This window comes from Streptomyces sp. NPDC093111, assembly GCF_040683955.1.
In the GTDB taxonomy this organism is placed as follows: Bacteria; Actinomycetota; Actinomycetes; order Streptomycetales; family Streptomycetaceae; genus Streptomyces.
Map to the genome: position 1 here is coordinate 152249 of NZ_JBFBNW010000017.1, position 22876 is coordinate 175124.

The 22876-nt window shown below is 72.9% G+C and carries 16 protein-coding genes; 8 read left to right on the forward strand and 8 right to left on the reverse strand.

The annotated features are described in order from the left end of the window. Positions 1-183 precede the first annotated feature (183 nt). Entirely contained in the window at positions 184-1728 is a 1545-nt protein-coding gene (locus AB0Q96_RS28735) for an AAA family ATPase (RefSeq protein WP_365330431.1), read from the reverse strand. Between the two features lie 332 nt (positions 1729-2060). Here AB0Q96_RS28735 and AB0Q96_RS28740 point away from each other — a divergent pair, with 332 nt between their 5' ends. Further along, complete coding sequence (locus AB0Q96_RS28740; protein ID WP_365330433.1) at positions 2061-2321, forward strand: hypothetical protein; 261 nt, start codon at positions 2061-2063, stop codon at positions 2319-2321. Positions 2322-2387: 66 nt separating this feature from the next. Here the strand turns inward: AB0Q96_RS28740 and AB0Q96_RS28745 are convergent, their stop codons facing one another. Further along, positions 2388-5387: a BTAD domain-containing putative transcriptional regulator gene (locus AB0Q96_RS28745; protein WP_365330469.1), complete on the reverse strand. Its 3000-nt coding sequence runs from the start codon at positions 5385-5387 to the stop codon at positions 2388-2390. A 271-nt stretch (positions 5388-5658) separates the two neighbouring features. On the opposite strand from AB0Q96_RS28745, the gene AB0Q96_RS28750 reads away from it, so the two are divergent. The 7 genes from AB0Q96_RS28750 to AB0Q96_RS28780 all read left to right on the forward strand — a co-directional run bounded on the left by AB0Q96_RS28750 (position 5659) and on the right by AB0Q96_RS28780 (position 11747). Next, positions 5659-6078, forward strand: a complete 420-nt coding sequence (locus AB0Q96_RS28750) for a nuclear transport factor 2 family protein (protein ID WP_365330435.1) — start codon at positions 5659-5661, stop codon at positions 6076-6078. Between the two features lie 200 nt (positions 6079-6278). Beyond that, entirely contained in the window at positions 6279-7877 is a 1599-nt protein-coding gene (locus AB0Q96_RS28755) for an ATP-binding protein (protein ID WP_365330437.1), read from the forward strand. Then, on the forward strand, positions 7874-8275 hold the full coding sequence (locus AB0Q96_RS28760; protein ID WP_365330439.1) for a roadblock/LC7 domain-containing protein: 402 nt from the start codon (positions 7874-7876) through the stop codon (positions 8273-8275). The genes AB0Q96_RS28755 and AB0Q96_RS28760 overlap by 4 nt, the downstream gene beginning before the upstream one ends. After that, on the forward strand, positions 8272-8628 hold the full coding sequence (locus tag AB0Q96_RS28765; RefSeq protein WP_329418403.1) for a DUF742 domain-containing protein: 357 nt from the start codon (positions 8272-8274) through the stop codon (positions 8626-8628). The genes AB0Q96_RS28760 and AB0Q96_RS28765 overlap by 4 nt, the downstream gene beginning before the upstream one ends. Next, a complete protein-coding gene (locus AB0Q96_RS28770) occupies positions 8609-9277 on the forward strand; it encodes an ATP/GTP-binding protein (protein WP_365330440.1) in 669 nt (222 codons plus the stop codon). Before AB0Q96_RS28765 ends, AB0Q96_RS28770 begins: the two co-directional genes overlap by 20 nt. Beyond that, positions 9274-10506, forward strand: a complete 1233-nt coding sequence (locus AB0Q96_RS28775) for a cytochrome P450 (RefSeq protein ID WP_365330442.1) — start codon at positions 9274-9276, stop codon at positions 10504-10506. The genes AB0Q96_RS28770 and AB0Q96_RS28775 overlap by 4 nt, the downstream gene beginning before the upstream one ends. Continuing rightward, the gene (locus AB0Q96_RS28780) at positions 10503-11747 is read left to right on the forward strand and encodes a cytochrome P450 (protein WP_365330444.1); all 1245 of its coding nucleotides are present in this window, start codon (positions 10503-10505) and stop codon (positions 11745-11747) included. Before AB0Q96_RS28775 ends, AB0Q96_RS28780 begins: the two co-directional genes overlap by 4 nt. 45 nt (positions 11748-11792) lie before the next feature. Here the strand turns inward: AB0Q96_RS28780 and AB0Q96_RS28785 are convergent, their stop codons facing one another. The 6 genes from AB0Q96_RS28785 to AB0Q96_RS28810 all read right to left on the reverse strand — a co-directional run. Then, the gene (locus AB0Q96_RS28785) at positions 11793-12824 is read right to left on the reverse strand and encodes an endonuclease/exonuclease/phosphatase family protein (RefSeq protein WP_365330446.1); all 1032 of its coding nucleotides are present in this window, start codon (positions 12822-12824) and stop codon (positions 11793-11795) included. A 3-nt stretch (positions 12825-12827) separates the two neighbouring features. Next, positions 12828-13775, reverse strand: coding sequence for a D-alanyl-D-alanine carboxypeptidase (locus tag AB0Q96_RS28790; RefSeq protein ID WP_365330448.1), 948 nt, complete (start codon positions 13773-13775; stop codon positions 12828-12830). A 214-nt stretch (positions 13776-13989) separates the two neighbouring features. Next, positions 13990-15219 (reverse strand): HAMP domain-containing sensor histidine kinase, encoded by a 1230-nt coding sequence (locus AB0Q96_RS28795; RefSeq protein WP_365330450.1) that lies wholly within the window; start codon positions 15217-15219, stop codon positions 13990-13992. A gap of 14 nt (positions 15220-15233) precedes the next feature. Then, positions 15234-15944, reverse strand: coding sequence for a two-component system response regulator CseB (cseB, locus tag AB0Q96_RS28800; RefSeq protein WP_365330452.1), 711 nt, complete (start codon positions 15942-15944; stop codon positions 15234-15236). Between the two features lie 172 nt (positions 15945-16116). Beyond that, complete coding sequence (locus tag AB0Q96_RS28805; protein WP_365330454.1) at positions 16117-16569, reverse strand: hypothetical protein; 453 nt, start codon at positions 16567-16569, stop codon at positions 16117-16119. Next, on the reverse strand, positions 16569-22876 hold a 6308-nt coding region (locus AB0Q96_RS28810), incomplete at its 5' end, for a ricin-type beta-trefoil lectin domain protein (protein ID WP_365330456.1). The genes AB0Q96_RS28810 and AB0Q96_RS28805, both read right to left, overlap by 1 nt.

A 22876-nucleotide genomic window follows, 5' to 3' on the forward strand; every position in this document is an offset into this window, starting at 1 on the left:
CCGGGTCGACGGCCGGGAACGACGGGAAAGACGGGGACGCGCGGGAACGGCGGTGACGTCGGTGACGCGGTGCCGTCGGCCGCCGCGTTCGGCGGCCGGGCAAGCGCCATACAACCCGTGCGGGAGCCCCGCGAGCGGCAGTTGATCCGGCGGTACGGCAGCGGATCGGCGGCGCTGCGGCAGTCAGGCGGCAGGGGCGGGGGCAGCGGCGGCCGGAACCTCCGCCGCCGTGGCGCCGGCGCCGTCGGCCTGGCCCAGGGCGGCGCGGACCACGCACAGCACCCGGAAGCCGGAGCGGCCGTGATCGGTGCTGGGACGGATGAAACCGCCGATGAGCAGGGCGCGGACCATGCGGCCGGCGTCCGCGAGGGTCCTGCCGGTCAGCCGGACGACGTCGACGAGCCCGAAGTCCGGGGCCACGGAGCTGTCCTGGGCGGCGCAGAGCGTGGTGAGCAGGTTCCGCTGCTCCGGCGGCAGGGCGGCGAGGGTGTGGGCGACCCGGTCGCGGAGGCGGGAGCCGCCGTGTCCGTCGGCGAGGTGGTCGAGGACGGCCGCGGGGTCGGACTCGACGATGTCGCGCAGGGTGGGCAGGTCGCAGACGCCGAGCCAGGAGGCCGCGGCGGCGAGCGCGCGGGGGTGCCCGTCGAGGCGGTGGGCGATCCAGGCGGTGTGGGCCAGGGTCTGCTCGTCGGGGAGGAGTTCGGGGCGCATCCGGCGGAGCCGGGCGAGGAGGAACCGTACGGCGGGCGCGTCCGCACCGGTGCCGGGGGCCGCGGGGCCCGCCGGAAGGGGCGCGTCTAGCGGGGCGAGGAGGAAGAGGCGCTCGCCGGGGACGTCCCAGGGGGTGTCGGCCGTGAGGAGGAGGCGCAGGCCGGGGAGTTCGCGGCGGAGCCGCGTGAGGCGGGAGAAGTCGAGCCCGGCGGTGTCGACACCGTCCAGGACCAGCAGCGCCTCACGGTCGCCGAGCGCGGCGGCGAGGGCGAGGGGCGGCAGCTCGCCGGAAGAGAGGGAGGAGGGCGAAGGGGAGGCTGTGCCGCCCCAGGGTCTGTGCCCGTCTGCGGAGCCGTACGGGTCGGCGACGGCCCGCGCCGCGGGGGCGGCGCCCGCGTGCGGACGGCCCGTCTCCGCGCGCGTACCGGCGGTGCCGGCGCCCTGGAGATAGGCGGCGCAGTCGGCGACGAGGGCGGCGAGGGGGGCCTCGTCGGCCGGGGGGAGGCAGTCGGTGACGGCGTCGGGGGCGGTGTGCCAGAGGACGGGGAAGCCGCTCGTGTGCAGGCGGGCCGCGGTCTCCAGGGCGAGTCGGGTCTTGCCGACGCCGCTCAGGCCGACGACGGTGACGAGCCGTTCGGCACCGGAGCGCAGTTCCTCGGCGAGGATCGCGGCCTCGGCGTCCCGGCCGATCAGCGGGTGCAGCGGGACCGGCGGGGCGCAGCGCTCCGGGAGGAGCGAGCGGCCGGCGCCGCCCTGGTGGCCGCGGGAGACGGACTCCTCCAGGGCGGTGCGGGCCCGCGGGCCGAGCCGGAGCGCGTCGCCTATCAGCCGGATCGTGTCGGCGCGGGGCCGCAGGGCCTTCCCCTTCTCCAGGTCGCGGATGGCGCGGACGCTGATGGTGGAGAGGTCGGCGAGCTCGCGCTGGGTGAGGCCGATGCGGCGGCGGTGTCCTTGGATGAGGGTGCCCAGTGCGGCGGTGGCCGTCGGCGCGCCCTCAGGAGAGAGACTGGTGGTCATGGAGAGCTCCCGCTGGTCAGGTGGGGGCGAGGGCCGGAAAGCGGCCTGGTCGGGGCTGCTTCGGGCGGCGTCTCGCCGGCTGCTGGGAACCATCCTCCGAATGCGCCTATCCGGGGGGCATCCCGCCACTAACCGGCATCGGGGGCGGGTCGGGCGTCCGGGACCGTCCCGCGATAGCGCGACGGCGTCGGGGATAGCGATGCCGGGGCCGTGATAGGGGGTGCGGTCCGGTGATAGCGGGGTGATAAGGCTGCGGCCGGTGCGGTGAATCCGCTCGTTCCTAAGTTGGTGTCCAGAAGGAAACGCCAGCCCCGAACACTACGGAGAATCCGATGTCGAAGACCGCCGCCACCACCCGCACCGCCCTCCGCGCCGCCGTCACCACCGCGCTGATCGTCCTGGTGACGGGCGCCGGCCTCCAGACCAGCTGGGCCGACGAGCCGGTCCCGGCGACGGGCACCCCGGGGACCGCCGCCACGGCGAACGCCACCACCCCCGAGGGCTGCGTCCCGGCCGGAACCGGCACCGGCACCACGGGTACGGGCACCCCCGGCACCACCCCCACCTGCACCGACAACAACCCCTGGGACTGACCCACCCCGGGGACCGACCGACCCCTGGGACAGTCCCACCCCGTACGACGAGGGGGCGTCCGCGTCTCAGCAGGCGCCGAGCAGTCGCTCCGCCTCCGTGAGTTCCCGGGCCATGCGCCGGTCCCGGAAGACCTCGACCGCCGGGGTGAGCAGTTCCCGTGAGCGACCCGGCTCCGTCGTCAGGAGCCGTGCGAGGTCCAGGCGCGCGAGTGCGCCGCCACCGAAGTCCATGATCTGTTCCCGCGCCGAGACGGCGCGGTCGAAGAAGTCCCGCGCCCGGTCCGGCCGTCCCATCACGGTGAACGCGTGACCGAGGTCCCGCAGCAGGTGCCCTTCGCCGATGGCGTCGCCGGAGTCCCGGCAGAGTTCGAGCACTTCGGTGAAGGTGAGGACCGCGAGGTCGCTCCGGCCCTGTTCGAGGAGGAGCTGGCCGACGCGGCGCAGGGTGCGTGCCCGGCCGCCGGTGTAGCCGATGCCCTCGTAGATGTCGAGCGCCTCGTCGAGCTGCCGCTGCGCGCTGTCGCTCTCGCCCTGGCGCATGCGGATCTGGGCGCTCTGCGTGAGGACGATCGCGCGGCCGACGACGTCGCCGGCCCGGTCGAAGTCCGCGAGGGAACGCCCGTAGAGCTCCAGTGCCGTGGTGTCGTCGCCGCCGCTGCGCGCGATGAGCGCCATGTCGCGGCGGCAGAGGGCCTCGCCCATGGGTTCGTCGAGGGCCTGGAAGACGTCGAGGGCCGAGTTCAGTGCCTGGCGGGCGGTGTCGTACTGGTTGCGGCTCATGTAGAGCGAGCCGAGCGAGGCACGGACGGCGGCGGTGCCGCGCAGGTTTCCGGCCTTGCGGACGGCGGCGAGGGCGATCTGGTGGGTCCGCTCCCAGAGGTCGTAGTGACCCCGCACCTCGAACAGGGTGACGAGTGAGGTCGCGAGGTCCCAGCTGAGGTCGTGGAGGCCCTCCTCCGCGGCGTGCTCGACCATGCCGCAGAGGGCGCCCTGCTCGGCGTCGAGCCAGGCGAGCGGGTCGGCCAGCGCCTCGTCGGTGTAGGCGGCCGGGGGTTCCCAGCGGGGCGCGTCGCCGTGCAGGACGGTGAAGTCGCCCCCGTACACCTTGCAGTGGGCCTGCTGGGCGAGGTGCATCCAGCCGCCGGCCATGCGGGCGAAGGCGGCCTTCCGCTCCTCGGGCGGGTGCTGGACGGCGAGCTGCTCGCGGGCGTAGACCCGGATGATCTCGTGGAAGCGGTAGCGGAAGCCTCCGGTCTCCATTCCGGCCACGTCGAGCATCTGCATGTCGACGAGGGGTTCGAGGAGGTCCGAGGGGAAGGGCCGGCGGTCGTCGAGGAGGGCGCCGGCGAGCCAGCTCGGCAGGGTGGGCGCCTGGGCCATGCTGAGAAGCCGCAGCAGCCCCCGGTCGCCGGGCGCGAGTCCCTCGTAGGTGAGCGAGAGGCTCGCGCGCATCGTCATCTCACCGTGTGCGAGTTCGTCAAGTCGGTGGCGTTCGTTGGCGAGCCGGTGGACCATGGACGCGAGGGTCCAGTGCGGCCGGGCGGCGAGCCGGGCGGCCACGATGCGCAGGGCGAGCGGCAGCCGGCCGACGGTGCGGACGAGCGCTTCGGCGGCGGCGGCCTCGCCGGTGACGCGGTCCTGCCCGATGATGCGGGAGAGCAGTTCCAGCGCGCGGTCCTCGTCGAGCACGTCGAGTTCGACCCGGTGGGCGCCGGGCAGCGCGGTGAGGCGGGCGCGGCTGGTGACGAGGACGGCGCAGCCCCGGCTGCCGGGGAGCAGCGGGAGGACCTGGCCCTCGCCGGCGGCGTCGTCGAGGACGACGAGGACGCGGCGGGAGGCGAGCCGGGTGCGGTACATCTCGGCGCGCTCGTCGAGGGATTCGGGGATGAGCTGGCCGGGGATGCCGAGGGCGCGCAGGAAGCGTCCGAGGACCTCGACGGGGGTGGCGGGGGCGCCGGTGGTGCCGCGCAGGTCGCAGTAGAGCTGTCCGTCGGGGAAGCCGGTCTCGGCGAGGGCGTGGGCGACGTGGACGGCGAGGGTGGACTTGCCGGTGCCGGGCTTGCCGGTGATCGCGGCGAGGGGGACGGTGCCGCGCCCGTCGCCGCCCGCGAGGGCCTTCTCCAGGGCGGCGAGGCGCTGTCCGTCGGCGACGAAGTCGGCGATGTCGGCGGGCAGCTGGTGCGGGACGGTGTCCTGCCGAATCGTTTCAGCAGTGGGCGCCGCAGGGGCCTCGGCGGAGGTCGGCGGCTGCTCCGGGCGTGCTTCGGGGGCCGGGCCGGCGGGTCTCGCGCCGGGTCTCGCACCGGCTGCGACGGCAGGCGCGGCGGCGTCCGGCGGGGGGAGTTCGCCCGCGAGGATGGCGGCTTCGAGCTCGCGGAGTTCACGGCTCGGTTCGAGTCCCAGTTCCTCGGCGAGGTAGCGGCGTGCGGTGCGGAAGGCTTCGAGCGCCTCGGCCTGGCGTCCGGACCAGTAGAGGGCCTGGATGAGCTGTCCGTGCAGCTTCTCGCGCAGCGGGTGCTCGTGGGTGAGGCGCTGGAGCTCGCCCACGAGCCGGTCGTGCCGGCCGAGTTCGAGCTCGATGCGGATGCGCAGCTCGACGGCGGCGAGGCGCTCCTCGTTGAGCTGGCGGGCCTTGTTGGCGAGCGGGCCGCTGTCGAGCCCGCTGAGGCACTCGCCCTGCCAGAGGGTGACGGCGGACCTGAGGAGGCCGACGGCCTGCTCGGCGTCGCCGCTCTCGCGCAGCGCGCGGGCGCGCTGGACGAGGCTGGTGAAGAGGGCGGCGTCGACGTTCCCCGCGCCGGTGTGCAGCACGTAGCCGGGCGGCCGGGTCACCAGGGCGACCTCGCCCTCGGCGCCGGCGAGCAGCTTGCGGAGCCGGGAGACGCAGATCTGCACCTGCGTGCGGGCGGTCTCCGGCGGGTTGTCCTCCCAGATCAGGTCCACGAGCTGGCTGGTGCTCACGACCCGGTTGCTCTCCAGGAGCAGCGCGGCGAGGATCACCTCCTGCCGGCCCGGCGGCACCCGCAGCGGCCCGCCGGAGCCCTGGACCTGGAGCGGCCCCAGCACCCGGAAGGTCAGGCGCGGCCCGCCCTGGACGTCCTCGTCCGCTAACCCACCGGCGGCAGCAGCCACTGATCCCCCACCCAAACAAGAAGAAGTCGACTCGCCAGGACCAGACCGGCCACGCCGGGATGTCAGGCTCAAGTGAGGACAGTCTCCACATCTCTTCCCGCCCTGTCCATGCCGTGTAGAGCCCGGTCGGGGATAGGGAGGCGATAACGCGGAGTTGGGGAGGCGCCGCAGAATCCTGGAGCGAGAGTGAAGGGGGTTGACACCGTTGAACAGCCATGACGACACGAGGACCGTGTGGGCCGACGGAAAGGGGGCGGTGGATCTGGTGACCGCCGCGGGGATCGACCACGTGCGGCTGGTCTACGACTACCTCGACGCGGGCGACCTGGACGGCTGCGCGTCCCTGTTGCACGACGCCGTGGTCTTCGAGCTGCCGGGCCTGCCGCCGGCCCGGGGCCGCAGCGAGGCGGTGCGGGCGCATGTGGGCCATGTGCTGCCGACGGCGCGCCACGAGGTGGAGCGGCTGGTGGCGCGGGACCGCACGGTGATCGCCACGGGCCGCCGGGTCCCGGCGCCGACGGCGGCGGCGCCGCAGCCGGCGGACCACCGTTTCGTGGACGTGTTCACCATCGCCCCGGACGGGATGGTCCGGACCTGTGTGCGCTACTACCACGCGACGCCCTGAACGGAGCGCTGGAGTCCGCTTCCGGTTGGCCTCCGCTTGATCCCGACAGGGGGTCAGGACGACAGGAATCATGGGGCAATTGGAAACTTTCCCATCACTCCGGATGCCAATCGGATCACACAAGTTCCGAAATGATCAAAGACGCCTCTATAGTGCGGTCGTCCCCGCACCTCCCCTGCCTGCTCTTGAGAGTCCGGTTGATGTCGGCGTCACCCAGCCCGTTCCGTCCCGCCCTGACCGCCTCGCTGCTCACCGCCGCCGCGGGCGGTGCGCTCACCGTCGCCGCGGTCACCGCGGCGCCGGCCGACGTGCGCTCCCCCATCGCCTGGTTCGCCGCCTGCGGCGTCCTCCTCCTGGCCGCGGCCTCGTTCGCGGTCACCTGGTACGCGCGCGCCCTGCGCGCCCTGACCAAGCGGGCCGACCGGCTCGCCGCGCAGGTCTCCTCCCAGGACGCCTACGCCGCCCACCGTCAGGCCGCCGCCGACAGCGAGGCAGCGGCCCTGAGGGAGCGTCACGAGGCCACCGCCGCCGCCGAGGCCGCCGCGCACGCGGCCCGCACCGGCGCCCTCGCCCAGCGGCACCGCGCCGAGGCCGAGGAGCTCGTCCGAAGCCACCGCGAGGAGGCCGAGCGGCTCGCCACCGAGCACGCCGTCGGCCTCGCGCGCATGGAGGAGCGGATCCGCCGCGCCGAATCGGCCCGCTCGGCCGCCCTGGCCGCCGCCGCCAACGCGGCCGGCCGGATGCAGGCCCTGGCCACGAGCATGATGGCCGACCTGCGGGAGATGGAGCACCGGCACGCCGACGAGGACGTGCTCACCGACCTGCTCCACCTCGACCACCGCACCGCCCAGGCGGGCCGGCTCGCCGACTCCGTCGCCGTCCTCACCGGCGCCCGCTCCGGCCGCCGCTGGGCCCGCCCCATCGTCATGGAGTCGATCCTGCGCGGCGCCATGGGCCGCATCGCCGGCTACCAGCGGGTCCGGCTGCACTCCAGGAGCGAGGCCGCCGTCGCCGGGCACGCCGCCGAGGGCGTCATGCACGCGCTCGCCGAGCTCCTCGACAACGCTGCCAACTTCTCCCCGCCCAGCGCCGAGGTCCACGTGTACGTGGAGGAGGTCCCCGCCGGTGTCGTCATCACCGTCGAGGACAGCGGCCTGACCATGAGCGACGTCCAGCTGCGGCGCGCCGAGTCCGCCGTCGACACCGCCGCCCAGGACCTCGGCCGGCTCTCCGGCACCCGCCTCGGCCTGCACGTCGTCGGCCGCCTGGCCCGCAAGCACAACCTGTCGGTCTCCTTCCGGCCCTCCGCCCGCGGCGGCACCGGCGTGGTCCTGATGCTCCCCCAGGAGATCATCAGCCGGGGCGCCGAGACGCCCACCGCGCCCGTGCCCGTACCGGCACAGCGGACCGCGCCGCCGGCCGCCCCCGCGGCCACCCGGGCCGCCGAGCCCGAGACCGCGCACACGTCGCCCGCCGACACCGGGGCGCAGCCCGAGGACGCCCCGGGGGACATCGTCCTGCCCCGCCGCCGGCGCGGGAAGACGCTCGCCGCGCACCAGGAGGCCACCCGCCCGGCCGCCGAGCGCGCGCCCCGCACCGCCGACGCGCCCACCGTCTCGATCCGCTTCGGCGGCTTCCACAAGGCCGTGCGCGGCGCGGAGTCCGCCCCCGACGAGGCCGCCCGCGAGGGCTCCGCACCCGACGAATCCGTACCCGACGGCCCGGCACCCGACCAGGCGGCCGCGCCCGCCACGCCGCCGTCCTCGAACCACCCCCATTCGGAAGGCGATCCCCGATGACCGGCACCACCACCGACGAGAAGCTGAGCTGGCTCCTGGAGGGGCTCCTCGAACGGACCCCCGGCACCCGGCACGCCCTCGTGCTCTCCCGTGACGGCCTCAAGCTCTGCCGCACCACCGGGCTCTCCGTCGACCAGGCCGACCAGCTCGCCGCGATCGCCGCGGGCATCCAGAGCCTGTCGCACGGCGCCTCCGTCGAGTTCGGCGACGGCACCGGCGGAGTGCGCTCCGCGATGGCCGAGTTCTACGGCGGCATCCTCTTCATCGTCGAGGCCGGGGAGGGCGCCCACCTCGCGCTCATCGCCGACGAGGAGGCCGACGCCGGCCTCGTCGGGCACAACATGACCGAGCTCGTCGAGCAGCTCGGCGAGCACCTCGTCGCGAGGCCGCGGGGATGAGCCGCGTCAGGCCGGGTCGGGACGACTCCCCCGACCGGCTCTACACCCTGACGGGCGGCCGCAGCCGCAGCGGGTCCACCGCCTTCGACGTGGTGACGCTCGTGGTCGCCGAGAGCGACCCGGTGCCCGGCATGCAGTCGGAACACGCGGCGATCCTGCGCATGTGCCGCTTCCCCACCGCCGTCGTGGAGGTCGCGGCCGGGCTCGGGCTGCCCGTGTCGATCACCCGGATCCTGCTGGCCGACCTGCACGACACGGGCCGGATCAGCGCGCGGCACCCCCGCCCCTCCTCGTACCGCCTTCCCGATCACGACATCCTGGAGCAGGTGCTCGTTGGACTCCGTAACCTCTGAACCGCATCCGACCGCACCCCCGCACCAGACCCTCAGCAGCACCGCCGACAACGGACTGAAGATCGTCGTCGTCGGCGGCTTCGGGGTCGGCAAGACCACCCTGGTCCGCTCGGTCAGCGAGATCCGCCCGCTGAACACCGAGGAGACGATGTCGCAGGCCGGCGAGGACATCGACGACACCGACGGCGTCGCGGCGAAGACCGCCACCACGGTGGCCTTCGACTTCGGCCGGATCTCGCTCGACACCCGCAACGTGCTGTACCTGTTCGGGGCGCCCGGCCAGGAGCGGTTCTGGTTCCTGTGGGACCGGCTGTTCTCCGGGACGCTCGGCGCGGTCGTGCTCGTCGACACCCGGCGGATCGCCGACTCCTGGTACGCCGTGGACCGGCTGGAGCACCACGGCACGCCGTTCGTCGTGGCCTGCAACGACTTCGGCGGCCCCGCGCACGCGCCGGCCGACGTCCGGGAGGCGCTGGACCTCGGCGAGGACGTGCCCCTGGTCTTCTGCGACGCCCGGTCCCGCGAGTCGAGCAAGCAGGTCCTGATCGCCCTCGTCGAGCACCTCAAGGCGATCACCGAGCCCAGCGGCCGCCCGCACGCGTCCCACCCGCGGACCCACCCCGAGCCGATACCGGAGCACGCCCCGTGACCACCACCGAGCCCGCGCCCGTCCCCCTGAGCGGACCCAGGTTCCACACCGACCCCACCGAGCTGTACCGGCGGATCCGGCGCGAGCACGGCTCCGTCGCCCCGGTCGTGCTCGACGGCGACGTGCCCGCCTGGCTGGTGCTCGGCTACCGCGAACTGCACCAGGTCACCAGCGACCCGGTGCTCTTCTCCCGCGACTCCGAGCTGTGGAACCAGTGGGACGCGATCCCCGCCGACTGGCCCCTGCTCCCGATGATCGGCCGCAGGCAGCCGTCCATCCTCTACACCGTCGGCGAGCGGCACCGCGAGCGCGCCGGGGTCATCTCGGCCGCGCTGGAGGGCGTCGACCCCTTCGAACTGAAGCGCCGGGCCGAGCACTTCGCCGACGAGCTCATCGACGCGCTCTGCGCGAAGGGCTCCTGCGACATCATCGCCGAGTACGCGACGCTGCTGCCGGTCCGGGTCCTCGCCAGCATCTACGGCTTCGCCGACGAGCAGGGCCCGGCGCTGGTCACCGCCATGAACGACATGATCAACGGCCGGGAGAACGCGCTGGCCGGCCAGCAGCACCTGGCCTCGTCGATGGGGGCGCTGCTGGCCGCCAAGCTGGCGGAGCCCGGCGACGACGTGGCCTCCCGGATGCTCGGCAACACCCTGGGCTTCACCGTCGAGGAGGTCGCCCAGGACCTCATGGTGATGCTCGCCGCCGGACACCAGCCGACCGCCGACTGGATCGGCAACTCGCTGCGCCTGATGCTGACCGACGACCGCTTCGCGGCCTCGCTGTCGGGCGGCCGGCACAGCGTCGGCGAGGCCATGAACGAGGTCCTGTGGGAGGACACCCCCACCCAGAACGTGGCCGGCCGGTGGGCGTCCCGCGACACCCAGCTCGGCGGGCGGCTGATCGGCCAGGGCGACCTCGTGCTGCTCGGCCTCGCCGCCGCCAACGCCGATCCGCACGTACGGGCCGACGCCGGGTCCGCCCTCACCGGCGGCAACAACGCCCACCTGTCCTTCGGACACGGCGAGCACCGCTGCCCCTTCCCCGCCCAGGAGGTCGCCGAGACCATCGCGCGGACCGGCATCGAGGTGCTCCTCGACCGGCTGCCCGACGTGGACCTGGCGGCCTCCGAGGACAGCCTCACCCGCCGCCCGTCGCCGTGGCTGCGGGGACTGACCGCGCTCCCCGTCACGTACACCCCGACCCCCGCCCTTGGAGCCCACGCATGACCTGCCCGATGGACCACACCGCCGGATCCGGCACCGAGCCGATCGTCCTCGACCCGTTCGTCTCCGACCTCGACGGCGAGAGCGCCCGGCTGCGCGCGGCCGGGCCGCTGGCCCGCGTCGTGCTGCCCGGCGGCGTCCCCGTCTGGGCGGTGACCCGGCACGCCGAGGCACGGGCCCTGCTCACGGACTCCCGGCTGGTGAAGGACATCGGCGTGTGGGGCGCCTGGCAGCGCGGCGAGATCCCGCTGGACTGGCCGCTGATCGGCCTCGCCAACCCCGGAAAGTCCATGCTGACCGTGGACGGCGAGGAGCACCGGCGGCTGCGGACCCTGGTCGCGCAGGCGCTCACGGCCCGCCGGGTGGACCGGCTGCGGGCCGGGATCGAGGCCCTGACGACGGGCCTGCTCGACCGGCTCGCGGAGCGTCCGGCCGAGGGGCCGGTGGACCTGAAGGCCGAGTTCGCCTACCCGCTGCCGATGAACGTGATCAGCGAGCTGATGGGCGTGGACCCGGCGGACCACCCGCGGATGAAGGCGCTGTTCGACAAGTTCTTCTCGACGCAGACGCCGCCGGAGGAGGTGCCGCAGATGATGGCGGACCTCGGCGCGCTGTTCGCCGGGATCGTGGCGGCGAAGAAGGAGACGCCGGGCGACGACCTGACGAGCGCGCTGATCGAGGCGTCCGAGGACGGCGACCGGCTGACCACCGAGGAGATCACCAACACCCTCCAGCTCATGGTGGCGGCCGGTCACGAGACCACGATCAGCCTGATCGTGAACGCCGTGGTGGCCCTGGAGACCCACCCCGAGCAGCGCGAGCTCGTCCTCAAGGGCGAGGTGCCGTGGGAGAACGTGATCGAGGAGACGCTGCGCTGGTCGACGCCGACCTCGCACGTCCTGATCCGGTTCGCCGCCGAGGACATCGAGGTCGGCGACCAGGTCCTGCCGCAGGGCGAGGGCCTCGTGGTGTCCTTCGGCGCCATCGGCCGCGACGAGGCGCAGCACGGCGGGACCGCCGGCGACTTCGACGTCACCCGCACCCCGAACCGGCACATCTCCTTCGGCCACGGCCCGCACGTCTGCCCGGGTGCGGCCCTGTCCCGCCTGGAGGCCGCGGTGGCGCTCCCGGCGCTCTACGCGCGTTTCCCGGGGCTGCGGCTCGCGGTGCCGCGCGAGGAACTGCGGAACAAGCCGGTCGTCACCCAGAACGACCTCTACGACCTGCCGGTCCACCTGGCCTGACCCGAACCTCGCCCGGCCCGGCCGGCCGGCGGTTCAGCCGGCGGTTCAGCCGCCGGGACGGGCGCCCTCCGGGGCGCCCTGGGCGGGCCCGAGGTCGACGCGGGCCGCGACGGGGAGATGATCGCTCGCCGTCGCGGGCAGGGTCCACGACCCGGTGGCCCGCACCCCCTTGACGAGGATCTGGTCGATCCGTACGAGCGGGAGGCGGGCCGGCCAGGTGAAGCCGAACCCGTCGCCGGACGCCGACTGGGCCGACACCCTGCCGGTGGTGAGCGGGCGCAGCCCGTGGTCGTCGGTGGAACCGTTGAAGTCGCCCAGGACGAGGACCCGCGGGGAGCGCTCGGCCCGCAGGAATCCCGCCAGGAGCGCGGCGGCGGCGTCGCGGCCGCCCGAGGTGAAGCCGGTCGCTCCGACGCGGACGGACGGAAGGTGGGCGACGTACACGGCCACCGGGCCCTCGGAGGTGTCCGCCGTGGCGCGCAGGGCCCGGGTCCACGGCATGATCGGCACGGCCCGCGCGTCCCGCAGCGGGCGGGTGCTCCACAGGCCGACCGTGCCCTCGTAGAAGTGGTGGGGGTACGCGGCGGCCAGCGCGCGTTCGTAGGCGGGCGCGGTGTCCGGGGAGAGTTCCTGGAGCGCGACGATGTCGGCCCCGGAGGCGATCAGGCTCCGCGCGGTGCCCCCGGGGTCGGGGTTGTCCTGGTTGACGTTGTGGCTGACGACGGTGAGGTCCCCGCCGGGCGTCGACTTGTCGACGAGGGTGCCCGCGAAGACCGTCAGCCAGGCACCCACCGGAAGGATCAGGGCCGCCGTCGCCGTCCGTGACCGGCGCAGCAGCGCCGGGGCCGCGAGCACGGGGATCGCGAGGGCCGTCCACGGCAGCAGGGTCTCGGCCAGACTGCCGAGGTGACCGGGAAGGTCGGGAAGACCTCCGTGTCCGGCGAGGACGATGACGAGGGCGAGCAGGGCGGCGCAGAGCACGAGGGCGGCCGTACCCCGGCGTCCCGCCCGCGCCGGACGGGCCTCCGCGCCCCGCTCCGTCGTCGGGGTGTCCGCCGGACGGATCGTGGTCGTCACGGTTCACCCCTCCCGGGTCAGGCTGTCGCGAAGTCCCGTGATCAGACGGCGGCTGCCGTCGACGGCCTCCCGGAGCCCCTCGGCGGGCGTGGTGTCCGCCCGCTGGTGGAGGACCGCGCCGACGAGCAGGCGGGTCGTGCCGCCGACGCGCACCTCGCAGGCCCACAGCAGGTTCCCGCCGGCCGGGGTGCTGGAGCCGGTCTTGATGCCGACGACTCCCGGCGTGTCCAGCAGCGGGTTGGTGTTGGTGATCGTGCCGACGCCGGGCACGGTCACGGACCGGGTGGCCACGATGTCGCGGAAGACGGCGTTCCTCATCGCCTTCCGGGCCAGGGCGAGCTGGTCCGTCGCGGTGCTCGTGGTGGTGGCCTCGATCCCGCTCGCCCCGGTGTACGTCGAGTGGTTCATGCCCAGCCGGGCGGCGGCGCGCCGCATCTTCTCCACGAAGGCCTCCTGGCTGCCGGCGTCCCAGCGGGCCAGCAGCCGGGCGACGTTGTTCCCGGAGGGGATCAACAGCAGCTCCAGCAGCTGACGTTGGGAGTAGCGCCGCCCGGCCTGGAGCGGCACGGTGGACTCGCCGCCGACGCCCACCTCGTACGCGGCCTGCTGGTCCACCTCGATCAGGGGACCCGACTCGCCCGGTTTCAGGGGGTGTTCCTCCAGGATGACGTGCGCGGTCATCACCTTCGTCAGGCTCGCGATGGGGACCGGCCGCCCGTCGCCCCGCGTGCCGACCGGGCCGGACCCTTCGAGGACGACGGCGGTCTGCCCGCCCGCCGGCCACGGGAGCGCACCGTCGTCGACGACGACCCGGGGCCGTCCGCCGTCCTGGTGCGGCACGGAGGCCGAACCGCCCGCCGTCCCGGCCACGGCGACACCCAGGCCCGTCACGAGGAGCAGGGCCAGCGCGCCACCCGCGACGCGGTTGCGGTGCGAGGGGGAAAGGGACATGGGGGCCACCTCCGGGGCTGCCGTACAAGATCGGTACGACAGTCAGGCTGCGGGACCGGTGTGTCCGGACGGCGGAGGCGAGGGCTTCACGGGGGCTCGGGAAGCCGTCGGTCGTGTATCGGGCGTGTATCGGGGCCGGGGCTCGGGGCCGGGGCTCGGGGCCGGGGCGCGGGGCCGGGGCACGGGGCCGGGCACGGGGCCCGGGGAGGCTGACCTACGGGCCGGCCGTGCCGGGGCCCGCCTCCGGCAGGCGCAGCGTCGCCACCGCTCCCCCGTCCTCGGGATGGTTCGCGAAGGTCAGCACCGCGCCGATCACCGCCGCCTGGCCGCACGCGATCGTGAGGCCCAGGCCGTGCCCGCGGCCCCGTTCGGCGCTGCCCGTCCGGAACCGCTGGGGACCCTCGGCGAGGAGGTCCGCCGGGAAGCCGGGGCCGTGGTCCCGGACCGTGACGGTCCGGTCGGAGACGGTGATCTCCACGGGGCCGGCGCCGTGGCGGTGGGCGTTGACGACGAGGTTGGCGACGATCCGGTCCAGGCGCCGCGGATCCGTGTCGGCCACCGCCGTCTCGTCGGCGGTCACCCGGGCCGTCGTCCCGGTCCGCGCCACCGACTCCCGGACCAGCTCCGCGAGGAGCACCGGCCGGAACCGGGGCTCCTCGGCCCCGGCGTCGAGCCGGGAGATCTCCAGCAGGTCCTCGATCAGGTCGCGCAGCACGCCGATCCGGTCCCTGACCATGTCGGTGACCTCGCCCTCGGGCAGCAGTCCGGCCGAGGTGACGAGGCCCATCAGCGGGGTGCGGAGCTCGTGCGCGACGTCGGCGGTGAAGCGCTGCTCGCTCGCGATGCGCTGCTGGAGGCTGTCGGCCATCGAGTCCACGACGGCCCCGATCTCCCCGATCTCGTCGACGCCGCCACGGCTCGTCTCCGTACGGGCGTCCAGGTCGCCGGCCGTGATGCGGCGCGCCGTGCGGGCCACCCGGCGCAGCCGCCGGGCCGGCAGTTCGGTCGCGAGGACCGTGACGGGGACGACGATGCCGAGGGTGAGCAGCGAGTACTTCCACATGTGCCGGTCCAGGGCCTGCCGGGTGAGCAGGTCGGCGGTCATGTCGACCCTGGTCGCGTAGAGCTGCCCGTCCTGGGTCCGCGCGGCCCAGAAGACGGGGGCCGGCGGCCGGTTCTCGTACAGGGTCGCGACGCCGTCGCTCTCGACCTGTCGCAGCAGGGCGTCGGGGAGTTCGCCGGGCTGGGTCGTGGTGCCCGCCCGTACGACGGGTTCGAGGGCGGCCAGCGCCTTGCCCGCGCCCTCGTGCATCGACCGCCGCAGGGTCGACTCGTGGACGAGCACGCCGACCGTGAGGGCCATGGCGGAGCAGGCGAGTCCCACCAGCAGAACGATCTTCCAGCGCAGCGACCGGAGGTTGAGCAGCGCGCGTACGGGGGCCATCCGGAGCTCCTCCCTCAGCGCCGCAGCTTGTAGCCGAAGCCCCGGACCGTCTCGATGCGGTCGGCGCCGATCTTCTTGCGCAGCCGCTGGACGCAGAGGTCGACGACCCGGGTGTCGCCGTCCCAGCCGTAGTCCCAGACCTCGCGCAGCAGGGTCTGGCGGTCCAGCACGATCCCGGGGTGGGCGGAGAACTCCAGGAGCAGCCGCAGTTCGGTCGGGGCCAGGGCGAGCTCGCGGCCGTCCCGGCGCACTTCGAGGGCGGCGGGGTCGATGGTGAGGTCGCCGAAGGCGAGGAGTCCGGCCGGGCCGGAGGCGTCGGGGCCGGCGGGCGGCGGGGAGGCGGCGGAGGCCCGGCGGAGCAGGGAGCGGATCCGGGCCACCAGGACGGCGGTGTCGACGGGCTTGACCACGTAGTCGTCGGCGCCCGCCTCCAGCCCGGAGACCACGTCGAGGGCGTCGCCGCGCGCGGACATCATGAGGATCGGGGCCGTGCTGGTCTCCCTGATCCGGCGGCAGAGCCCGATGCCGTCCAGGGCCGGCAGCATGACGTCGAGGAGCAGCAGGTCGTGCTGTCCCTCGCGGAAGAGTTCGAGCCCGGTCAGTCCGTCGCCCGCGACGGTCATGCGGTAGCCGTAACGTTCCAGCGCCATCGCGACGGACCGGCGGATCACCTCGTCGTCCTCGACGAGCAGGATCGTCACGGGGGTGGGCTCGGGCTCAGGCATGGGCACGCATCGCATCTCGGGGGTCGTCGGCGGGCCTCCCATCATGCCGCACCCGCGGAAGACGACGGGGCCTCCCCCACCGGTGGTGGGGGAGGCCCCGTGCTCGGTCATGCCGGGTCCGGTCCGGATCAGCGGTGACGGCACCGCCGCTCCGGATCGGACCCTCGCGCGGTCACGCCACGGGCAGCATGTGCACCGTGCCGCCGACCGGAGGGTAGGCCGCGGCCTCCTCCTTGTTGTCGGCGTCGAGCGGACTCGGCAGCGTGAACGGGACGGGCACCAGGAACTCGGCCCAGCGCGCCTTCCCCGCCACCACGTAGCTCTCGACGGAGTCCGGCTCCAGGAGGAAGACCTCGCCCCAGCGGAGGGGCCCGATCCGCTCCTCCAGCGCGCTCCGCTCGTCGGCGCTCGCGATCCTCAGGTGCAGGGGTCCGATGTCGCGCCCGCAGGCCACCCGCTGGACGCCGTTGAAGCAGACGTCCAGGACGGTGCCCTCACCGTTCTCGACCACCAGGTCGTCGAAGGGAGGGAACCCGCGCAGGATCACCTGCGCGTGGCTGTGCCGGTAGCCGATGAGGCTGAAGCTCCGGCCGTCCGAGAATCCCGTGCCCGGCGATGCCGTCATCAGGTGGCCACCCTCCTGTATTCGTTGAACCGCCGGTTCCACCGGTAGAAGTCCACCGTATCCATCAGTCCGGCGTCGGCGACCTGGACCAGCTCCCATTGTGTGGCCAGGGGGCCGCCCTTGGCGGTCATCGCCTCTCTCGCGAGCTTCAGCGCCTTGGCCGGACCCTGGCTGGCTCCTGGCAGGCCGTCGAGCAGGAAGGAGATCCGCGCCTCGCCCCGGGACGTGGCGGCGACGGCGTCGAGGACGTCCGCCTGCCAGTCGGTGGAGCTCATGAAGTGGCGCGCGCCCACCGTCTCGGCGAACTTCGTGACGCTGGCCGTGCCGTCCTTCATCTCGCGGCCGAGCGCGACGTGGTCGAGCTCGTCGGCCGCGCCGTCGGCATCCGCGGACTCACCGCAGTTGTGGACGAGGAACGGGGTGGCCCCCGCCAGCACGTAGTAGGTGTGGACGTCCGAGACGGTCAGGTTGTGGACGGCGGACCTGACCTCGGACCACCGCTCGATCGCGGAGATCTGGACATGCGTACCGCTGCTCGTCCGAAGCCACTGGCCCGACTTCAGGTCGGTGGCCTTGACCCAGTCCCGAAGCTCCGGGACCCAGATCGGGTGCCCGTCGGTCGCGGTGACCCGGGCCGTCTTCGAACCCTTGGCGCCGTCGACGTCGATCGTGATCCTGACCAGGTGCTTGAGGCCCTGGCCCTTGATCTCGGCGGTGACCGTCTCGGTCCGGGTCTCCCCGGTCCCCGGGTCGGTCGCCAGGACCTCGTCACCCGTCCTGACCTGCTCGATCGGCTTGGTGGAGCCGTCGGCCATCAGCACCTTCGTGCCGGGCACGAAGCTGTTGCACTTCCCGCCCTCGGCCTTGCCGGAACCGCCGCTGCCGCTGGTGCCGCCCTTGCTGCGAGCGGAACCGCCGGACTTGCCGCCGCCTCCGCCTCCGGAGCTCTTGCCGCCGGCGGAGCTCTTGCCCCCGCCACCGCCGCGCTTGCCCCCGCCGGACTGCGAGGAGACCTTCGGCGCGGACTTGGTCTGGGCCTTCTTCTGGGGGGCGTTACCCGTCTTGCGTTTCGCGGCGGCTGCCGCGTCGGCCTTTCTCTTGGCCTCCTCGGCGGCCTTCTTCTTGGCTCTCTGGGCCGCCTCCTTCTTGGCCTTCTCGATCGCCAGCTTCTTCGCCCGTAGCGCGGCCTCCTCGGCGGCCTTGGCCGCCTTCAGGACGAGCTCGGCGGCCTTCTTCGCCACCTTGAACGCCTTGATGGCGTCGATGGTGCGGTTGACCGCCTTGATCACGGCCGGGATCTTCCCCAGCTTCGACCACGGAATGGCGTCGACCACGATGCTGACGCAGGACCACATGTCGCCGCCGAAGCAGGCGATGGCGTCGTTGATGCCGATGAAGTCCTTCAGCGTCTCCCACGCCACGGCGAGGATGACGGAGGTGAGGGACTTGCCCTGCATGGCCTCGGCCTGCGCGACCTGCGCCGCCGAGAGACCCGCGCCCGCGAGGGCCGCGGCCCGCTCCGAGGCCGTCAGGACGATCGACTCACCGGTCGGGTCGGAGTACGTGGCCGGGTTGTTCTGCGCGTAGACGTACCCGTTGGCCTGCAGCGGGTCGTTCAGGTCCAGCACCGGGTCGGCGGACAGGAAGCGTCCGACCAGCGGGTCGTAGAGACGGGCGCCCAGCGGCTGGAAGCCGGAGGCGTCGTCCCGCGTCTTGCCGAGGAAGCCCCGGCTGTTCTGGACGTTCTGGCCGGCCGTGTCGGCGCCGCGCTGGTTGCCGAACGGGTCCTGCTTGCGCACCCGGACCGGCATGCCGCTGTAGAGCCCGACCTCGGTGTAGGCGCTGCCCTGGTGGTCGGCGGTCTGCGCGACCAGCGTCTCGCCGCCCGTGCCGTTGGCGTAGCGCATGACCGCGCCGCCGGGGGCGGCGTAGGTGCGCTCGGTACGGACCAGGACGCCGCCCTGCTGGACGGTGACCTGGGCCTCGCCGAGGTTGAGGGTGGCCTGCTTGCCCTGGATGGTGAGCAGCCGCTCGCCGTCGGGGCCGTAGATGTGACGGGTGTCGTTCTGCGGCAGCCACTGCTGGGCCGCGGAGGCGGCGTCGCAGGTGGCGAGCACGATCGGCGTCTGGTTCACGTTCGCCGCGCCCTGGACCGCGAGGCACAGGCCGGAGGCGACGTGGGTGAGCTGGCCGGACGCGTTGCGCTTGAGCTGCTGCGCGGTGGTGCCGTTGCACTTCTGGAGCACCGCGGCCGAACCTGCCGTGTTGGCGGCCGGCTGGACGCACCAGGTGCCGTACACCTGGAGCGTGCCGAGGTTGGCGTCGGCCTGGCCGGGGGCCGGGTCGAAGTGCCAGGACTGCGCGACGGTGCCGTTGCAGCCGTAGAGCTGCGTCGGCTGACCGGCGGCCGCGAGACCGGACTTGAGGTCGAGGCACTTCTGGCCCAGACCCACGTAGGGGGTCTTGCCGTTCGAGCCCTGACCGGTGATCCGGTCGACCTTGCCGTCATAGGTCCAGGCGATGTCCTGCTTGTCGCCGTTCTGGACCGAGGTGACGGACTTCGTCTCGCCGGTCAGCTCGTACAGACGGGTCGCCTCGGCGGTGACCTGCGCCCCCGCGGGGGTCTTGTACGCCTTCGTCACCTTGGTCAGCGTGTGCGGCTGGTCCTTGGCGGCGTTCTTGCCGTACGTGTACGTCGAGACGGCGTTCTTGGTGGTGTCGCCGGTCAGGTCGTTCTCGGTCAGCTTGGTGCGGTTGCCGAGCAGGTCGTACTCGTACTCCTGCCAGTAGCCGGAGCCGTCCGCGCCCGCGGCGACCCGCATCGTGCCGTCGGTGTTCTTGTTCAGCGAACCGTCGGCGTTGCGCGGGTTGACACAGGTCGTCTGGTCCTTGGAGGTCCAGGCCGACTTCAGCTGGCCCAGCGGGTCGTACGCGAAGCACTGGCGCTCCTCGATCCCGACGGACTTCTCCTGGATCGAGGTGACGTTGCCGGCCGGGTCGTAGGAGTACCCGCGGTTCGACACCAGGTTGCCGCCGACCAGGGAGGCGTCGTTCTTCTCCCGGTAGACCGCCTGTTCCTTCAGCTCACCGCTGCCCTCGTCGAAGGAGCTCTGCGTCCACACCCGGTAGGGCTGGGAGCCCAGGGTGGAGCGCAGGACCTGGCCGTACGGGGAGTAGACGGTCTCGGCGCCGTACCAGTCCTTGCCGGAGATGGAGAGCGGCTTGCCGTCCTTGTTGTAGCGGACGACCATCTTCTCGGCGGCGAACCTGCCCACCGCGGGAAGGGTGCTCTCGTCCAGGAGTCCGTTGTCGGAGTACGTGTAGTCGTACGCGTAGTCCTTGGCGAGACCCCAGGTGTCGGCGATCGACTGCGGCAGGGACAGGGTGGTCGAGGTCGGCTGGTAGTCCTTGGTGTAGCCGTTGACCTTCTGCGTGTACGCCAGGCCGTCCGTGTAGCGGGTGGCGGTGGCGGGCATGCCCTTGCCGCCCGGGACGGTGTCGTAGGTGTACTCCGCCTGGAGGGCACCGGTGGCGCTGTCCAGACGCTGCTGGGTCGGCCGCGACAGCTCGTCGTAGCCGTTCCAGACCTTCACGCCGCGGGAGTTGGTCGTGGTCAGCGGACGCCCGAGGAAGTCGTACTCGGTCCGCGTCGTGCCCGTGTCCGGGTCGGTCGCGGTCTCCATCCGCCCACGGTGGTCGTAGGTCCAGGTCCACGGGTGCGTCGGATCGGCGGAGGCGGTCGCCTTCACCGGCTGGCCCTGCGTGTCGTACTCGTAGCGCGTCGACGTGAAGCCGCCGGGCGCCGCCGGGTTGAACGTGTCCGTACGGGTGGTGCGGCCGAGCGCGTCGGTCCAGACGCGGTAGGACGAGTCGCCCTGCGGCTGGACGACCTTCGACCAGTCCTGGCCGTACTCGTAGCGGACGGCCCGCTCCGGGTACGCCAGGGAGGAGGTCTCCTTGGTCGTCGGGTCCACGTACTTCATGTACGGGGTCTCCTGGACCACGCGGCCCAGACCGTCGTACGTGTAGCGGGTGATGTTCGGGATGGCGGTGTCGGCGAGCGGGGTGAAGAGCTCGCCCGGCTTGGCCTCCTTGGTCAGGTAGGCGTTGTTGGTCTGCCAGACCTCACCGGAGCTGTTGTAGAGGGTGTCGGTGACCAGGTAGCCGGCGCGGTTGTCGGCCTCCTCCAGCGACTGGCGCTCGCGGCCGAGGCCGTCGTACAGCGTCACCGAGGTCTCGATCCGGTCCTCGTAGCCACGCGCGTACGTCGTGACGAAGGGAGGCTTGCGGATCTTCTTGTTCGGGTCCTCCGGGGAGGTCTCCTCCGCGGGGATCGTGTAGACCGCGCGGAAGTCCGGCACGCCGGAGCCGGGGGTACGGCCCGGGGACCATGCCTCGGCGAGCCGGCCCATCGGGTCGAACACGGCTTCGCTGACCAGGTTGTTGGCGTCGGTCGTCTTCACCGTGACCGAGCGGCCCGGCTCCAGCTCCTGGGTCTGGGTGTAGCCGAGGCTGTTGGTCTGGGTGACCTTGAAGACCTGGCCGGTGGCCGGGCCCACGGAGGTGTAGGCGATCGTGGACGGCTTCGGGGTCGCCTGCTTCAGCTGGTACGGGTCGGTCTGCCTGACCACGCGGCCGACGGCGTCGAAGCCGGTGGTACCGGAGCTCTCGAAGCCGGTGCCGTCGCCGTTCAGCGCCCACGACTCGGTCGCCAGGCCCCGCGTGGAGCCCGCGAGCGCCGTTCCGTACGCGGTGCCGTCGTAGGCGGTGCGCACGGCGCCGGTCAGCGTCGTGAGGTCGGCGAAGTTCGCCGCCGCGCAGGTCGTCGGCGAGGACAGAACCTGCTTCGAGAGACCGATGATGTTCTTGGAGGTCTCGTTGACGTACTCGGACTTGGTGCAGGACTCGTCACCGGTCTTGCCGGTGTCGCCCAGCGACTCGACCTGGGTCGGCAGGCCGTACGCCGACTCGTAGGTCGTCTTCGTGCGGACTTCGCGTACGGTGCGCGGGTCGTCCGTGTTGGTGCCGGAGGACTTGGTGTACGCGATCTCCTCGGGCTCCGTGACGCGCCACGCCTTCAGCGGGTCGAGGCCGTCGTCGCGGTTGCGCCGGGCCAGTTCGGTGGCCTCGGGGATCGTGACGCCGCGGGACAGCCAGTCGGTGTCCGCGTCCGTGGCGTTGGAGTAGGTCAGCTCCTCGGAGATGCGGCCGGCGAAGGGCTCACGGTCGTAGACGGTCGAACCGTCCGACGCCTTGATGACGTCGCCTTGGACGTCCTTGACCGGGACGGTGTCGCCCATGCCGCGGTAGTAGCGCGTGACGGCCTTCGACTGCTTGCTGCCGATCGCCGGGTCCTCGGAACCGGTGAGCACCGTGGTCTGCTCGAAGCCCGCGAACTGGGACCAGGTCCGGGTCGACTTCTTCGTGAACTCGCCGTCGGCGAACTTCCAGCCGGGGTTCTTGTACGCGTAGCCGGTCTTCGTCGGGTACGCGCCGCTGATGTTCGGAAGCTCCTCGATGGACTCCACGACGTACTTGTGGAACCAGTCGATGTCCTCGAACTCCGGGTCCGGGTTCCAGAACGACGGGTAGCAGAGCTCGCCGTTCGCCTTCAGACCCGCGGTGTCCGTCTTCGACGGCAGGCCCGCGCCCGAGAGGCACTTGCCCGCGACCGGCTTGTACGACACGACGGTCTCGCCGCCGTACTCGTTGATGACACGCGCGATGCGGAGCCGGGAGAAGCCCGGACGCTGCGGGTTGACCGCCTTCACGCGGTTCGGCATGTCCTCGGTGTTCGGCTCGAACCGCACGGGGTTGAGCGTGACGCTCGCGTCGGTCGAGCCGTTGCGGGCGTAGCCGGTGCGCTGGATGGACTCCAGCCACAGGGCGGTGTTGGGGCCGGTCTTCAGCTCGGCGAAGGACTGCTTGAGCTGGTACTCGTCCACGACCTGTCGCGCGCTGGTGTCGGTGCGGCGCTGCGTCGAGGTCGTGATCTTGTCGAGGCGCTTGCGGGTCCAGAAGGACGGGCCCGCGTTCCAGCACTTCTTGCCGGACTCGCAGCGCAGGTCGACCGGGGTGTCGAACCAGGGCCGGTACTGACCGGGGTCCTTGGACTTGAAGTTGTCCTCGGTGCAGGTGACCGTGCCGACCGTGTAGCAGCGCTCGGCGACCGTGAAGCCCACGCGGGCCGGGGCGGTCGCGGAGAAGATCGAGTCCTTGCGCTGGCCGTAGTAGATGTGCGACAGGTAGCCGTCGCGGTCGTAGACGACCGGCGCCTTGAAGTTGAAGTTCTTGGCGTAGTAGTTCT

Coding starts and splice junctions, on each gene's coding strand:
- AB0Q96_RS28735 (WP_365330431.1), bottom strand. CDS start 1,728: ATGACCACCAGTCTCTCTCCTGAGGGCGCGCCGACGGCCACCGCCGCA.
- AB0Q96_RS28740 (WP_365330433.1), top strand. CDS start 2,061: ATGTCGAAGACCGCCGCCACCACCCGCACCGCCCTCCGCGCCGCCGTC.
- AB0Q96_RS28755 (WP_365330437.1), top strand. CDS start 6,279: ATGTCGGCGTCACCCAGCCCGTTCCGTCCCGCCCTGACCGCCTCGCTG.
- AB0Q96_RS28760 (WP_365330439.1), top strand. CDS start 7,874: ATGACCGGCACCACCACCGACGAGAAGCTGAGCTGGCTCCTGGAGGGG.
- AB0Q96_RS28765 (WP_329418403.1), top strand. CDS start 8,272: ATGAGCCGCGTCAGGCCGGGTCGGGACGACTCCCCCGACCGGCTCTAC.
- AB0Q96_RS28780 (WP_365330444.1), top strand. CDS start 10,503: ATGACCTGCCCGATGGACCACACCGCCGGATCCGGCACCGAGCCGATC.
- AB0Q96_RS28790 (WP_365330448.1), bottom strand. CDS start 13,775: ATGTCCCTTTCCCCCTCGCACCGCAACCGCGTCGCGGGTGGCGCGCTG.
- AB0Q96_RS28795 (WP_365330450.1), bottom strand. CDS start 15,219: ATGGCCCCCGTACGCGCGCTGCTCAACCTCCGGTCGCTGCGCTGGAAG.
- cseB (WP_365330452.1), bottom strand. CDS start 15,944: ATGCCTGAGCCCGAGCCCACCCCCGTGACGATCCTGCTCGTCGAGGAC.
- AB0Q96_RS28805 (WP_365330454.1), bottom strand. CDS start 16,569: ATGACGGCATCGCCGGGCACGGGATTCTCGGACGGCCGGAGCTTCAGC.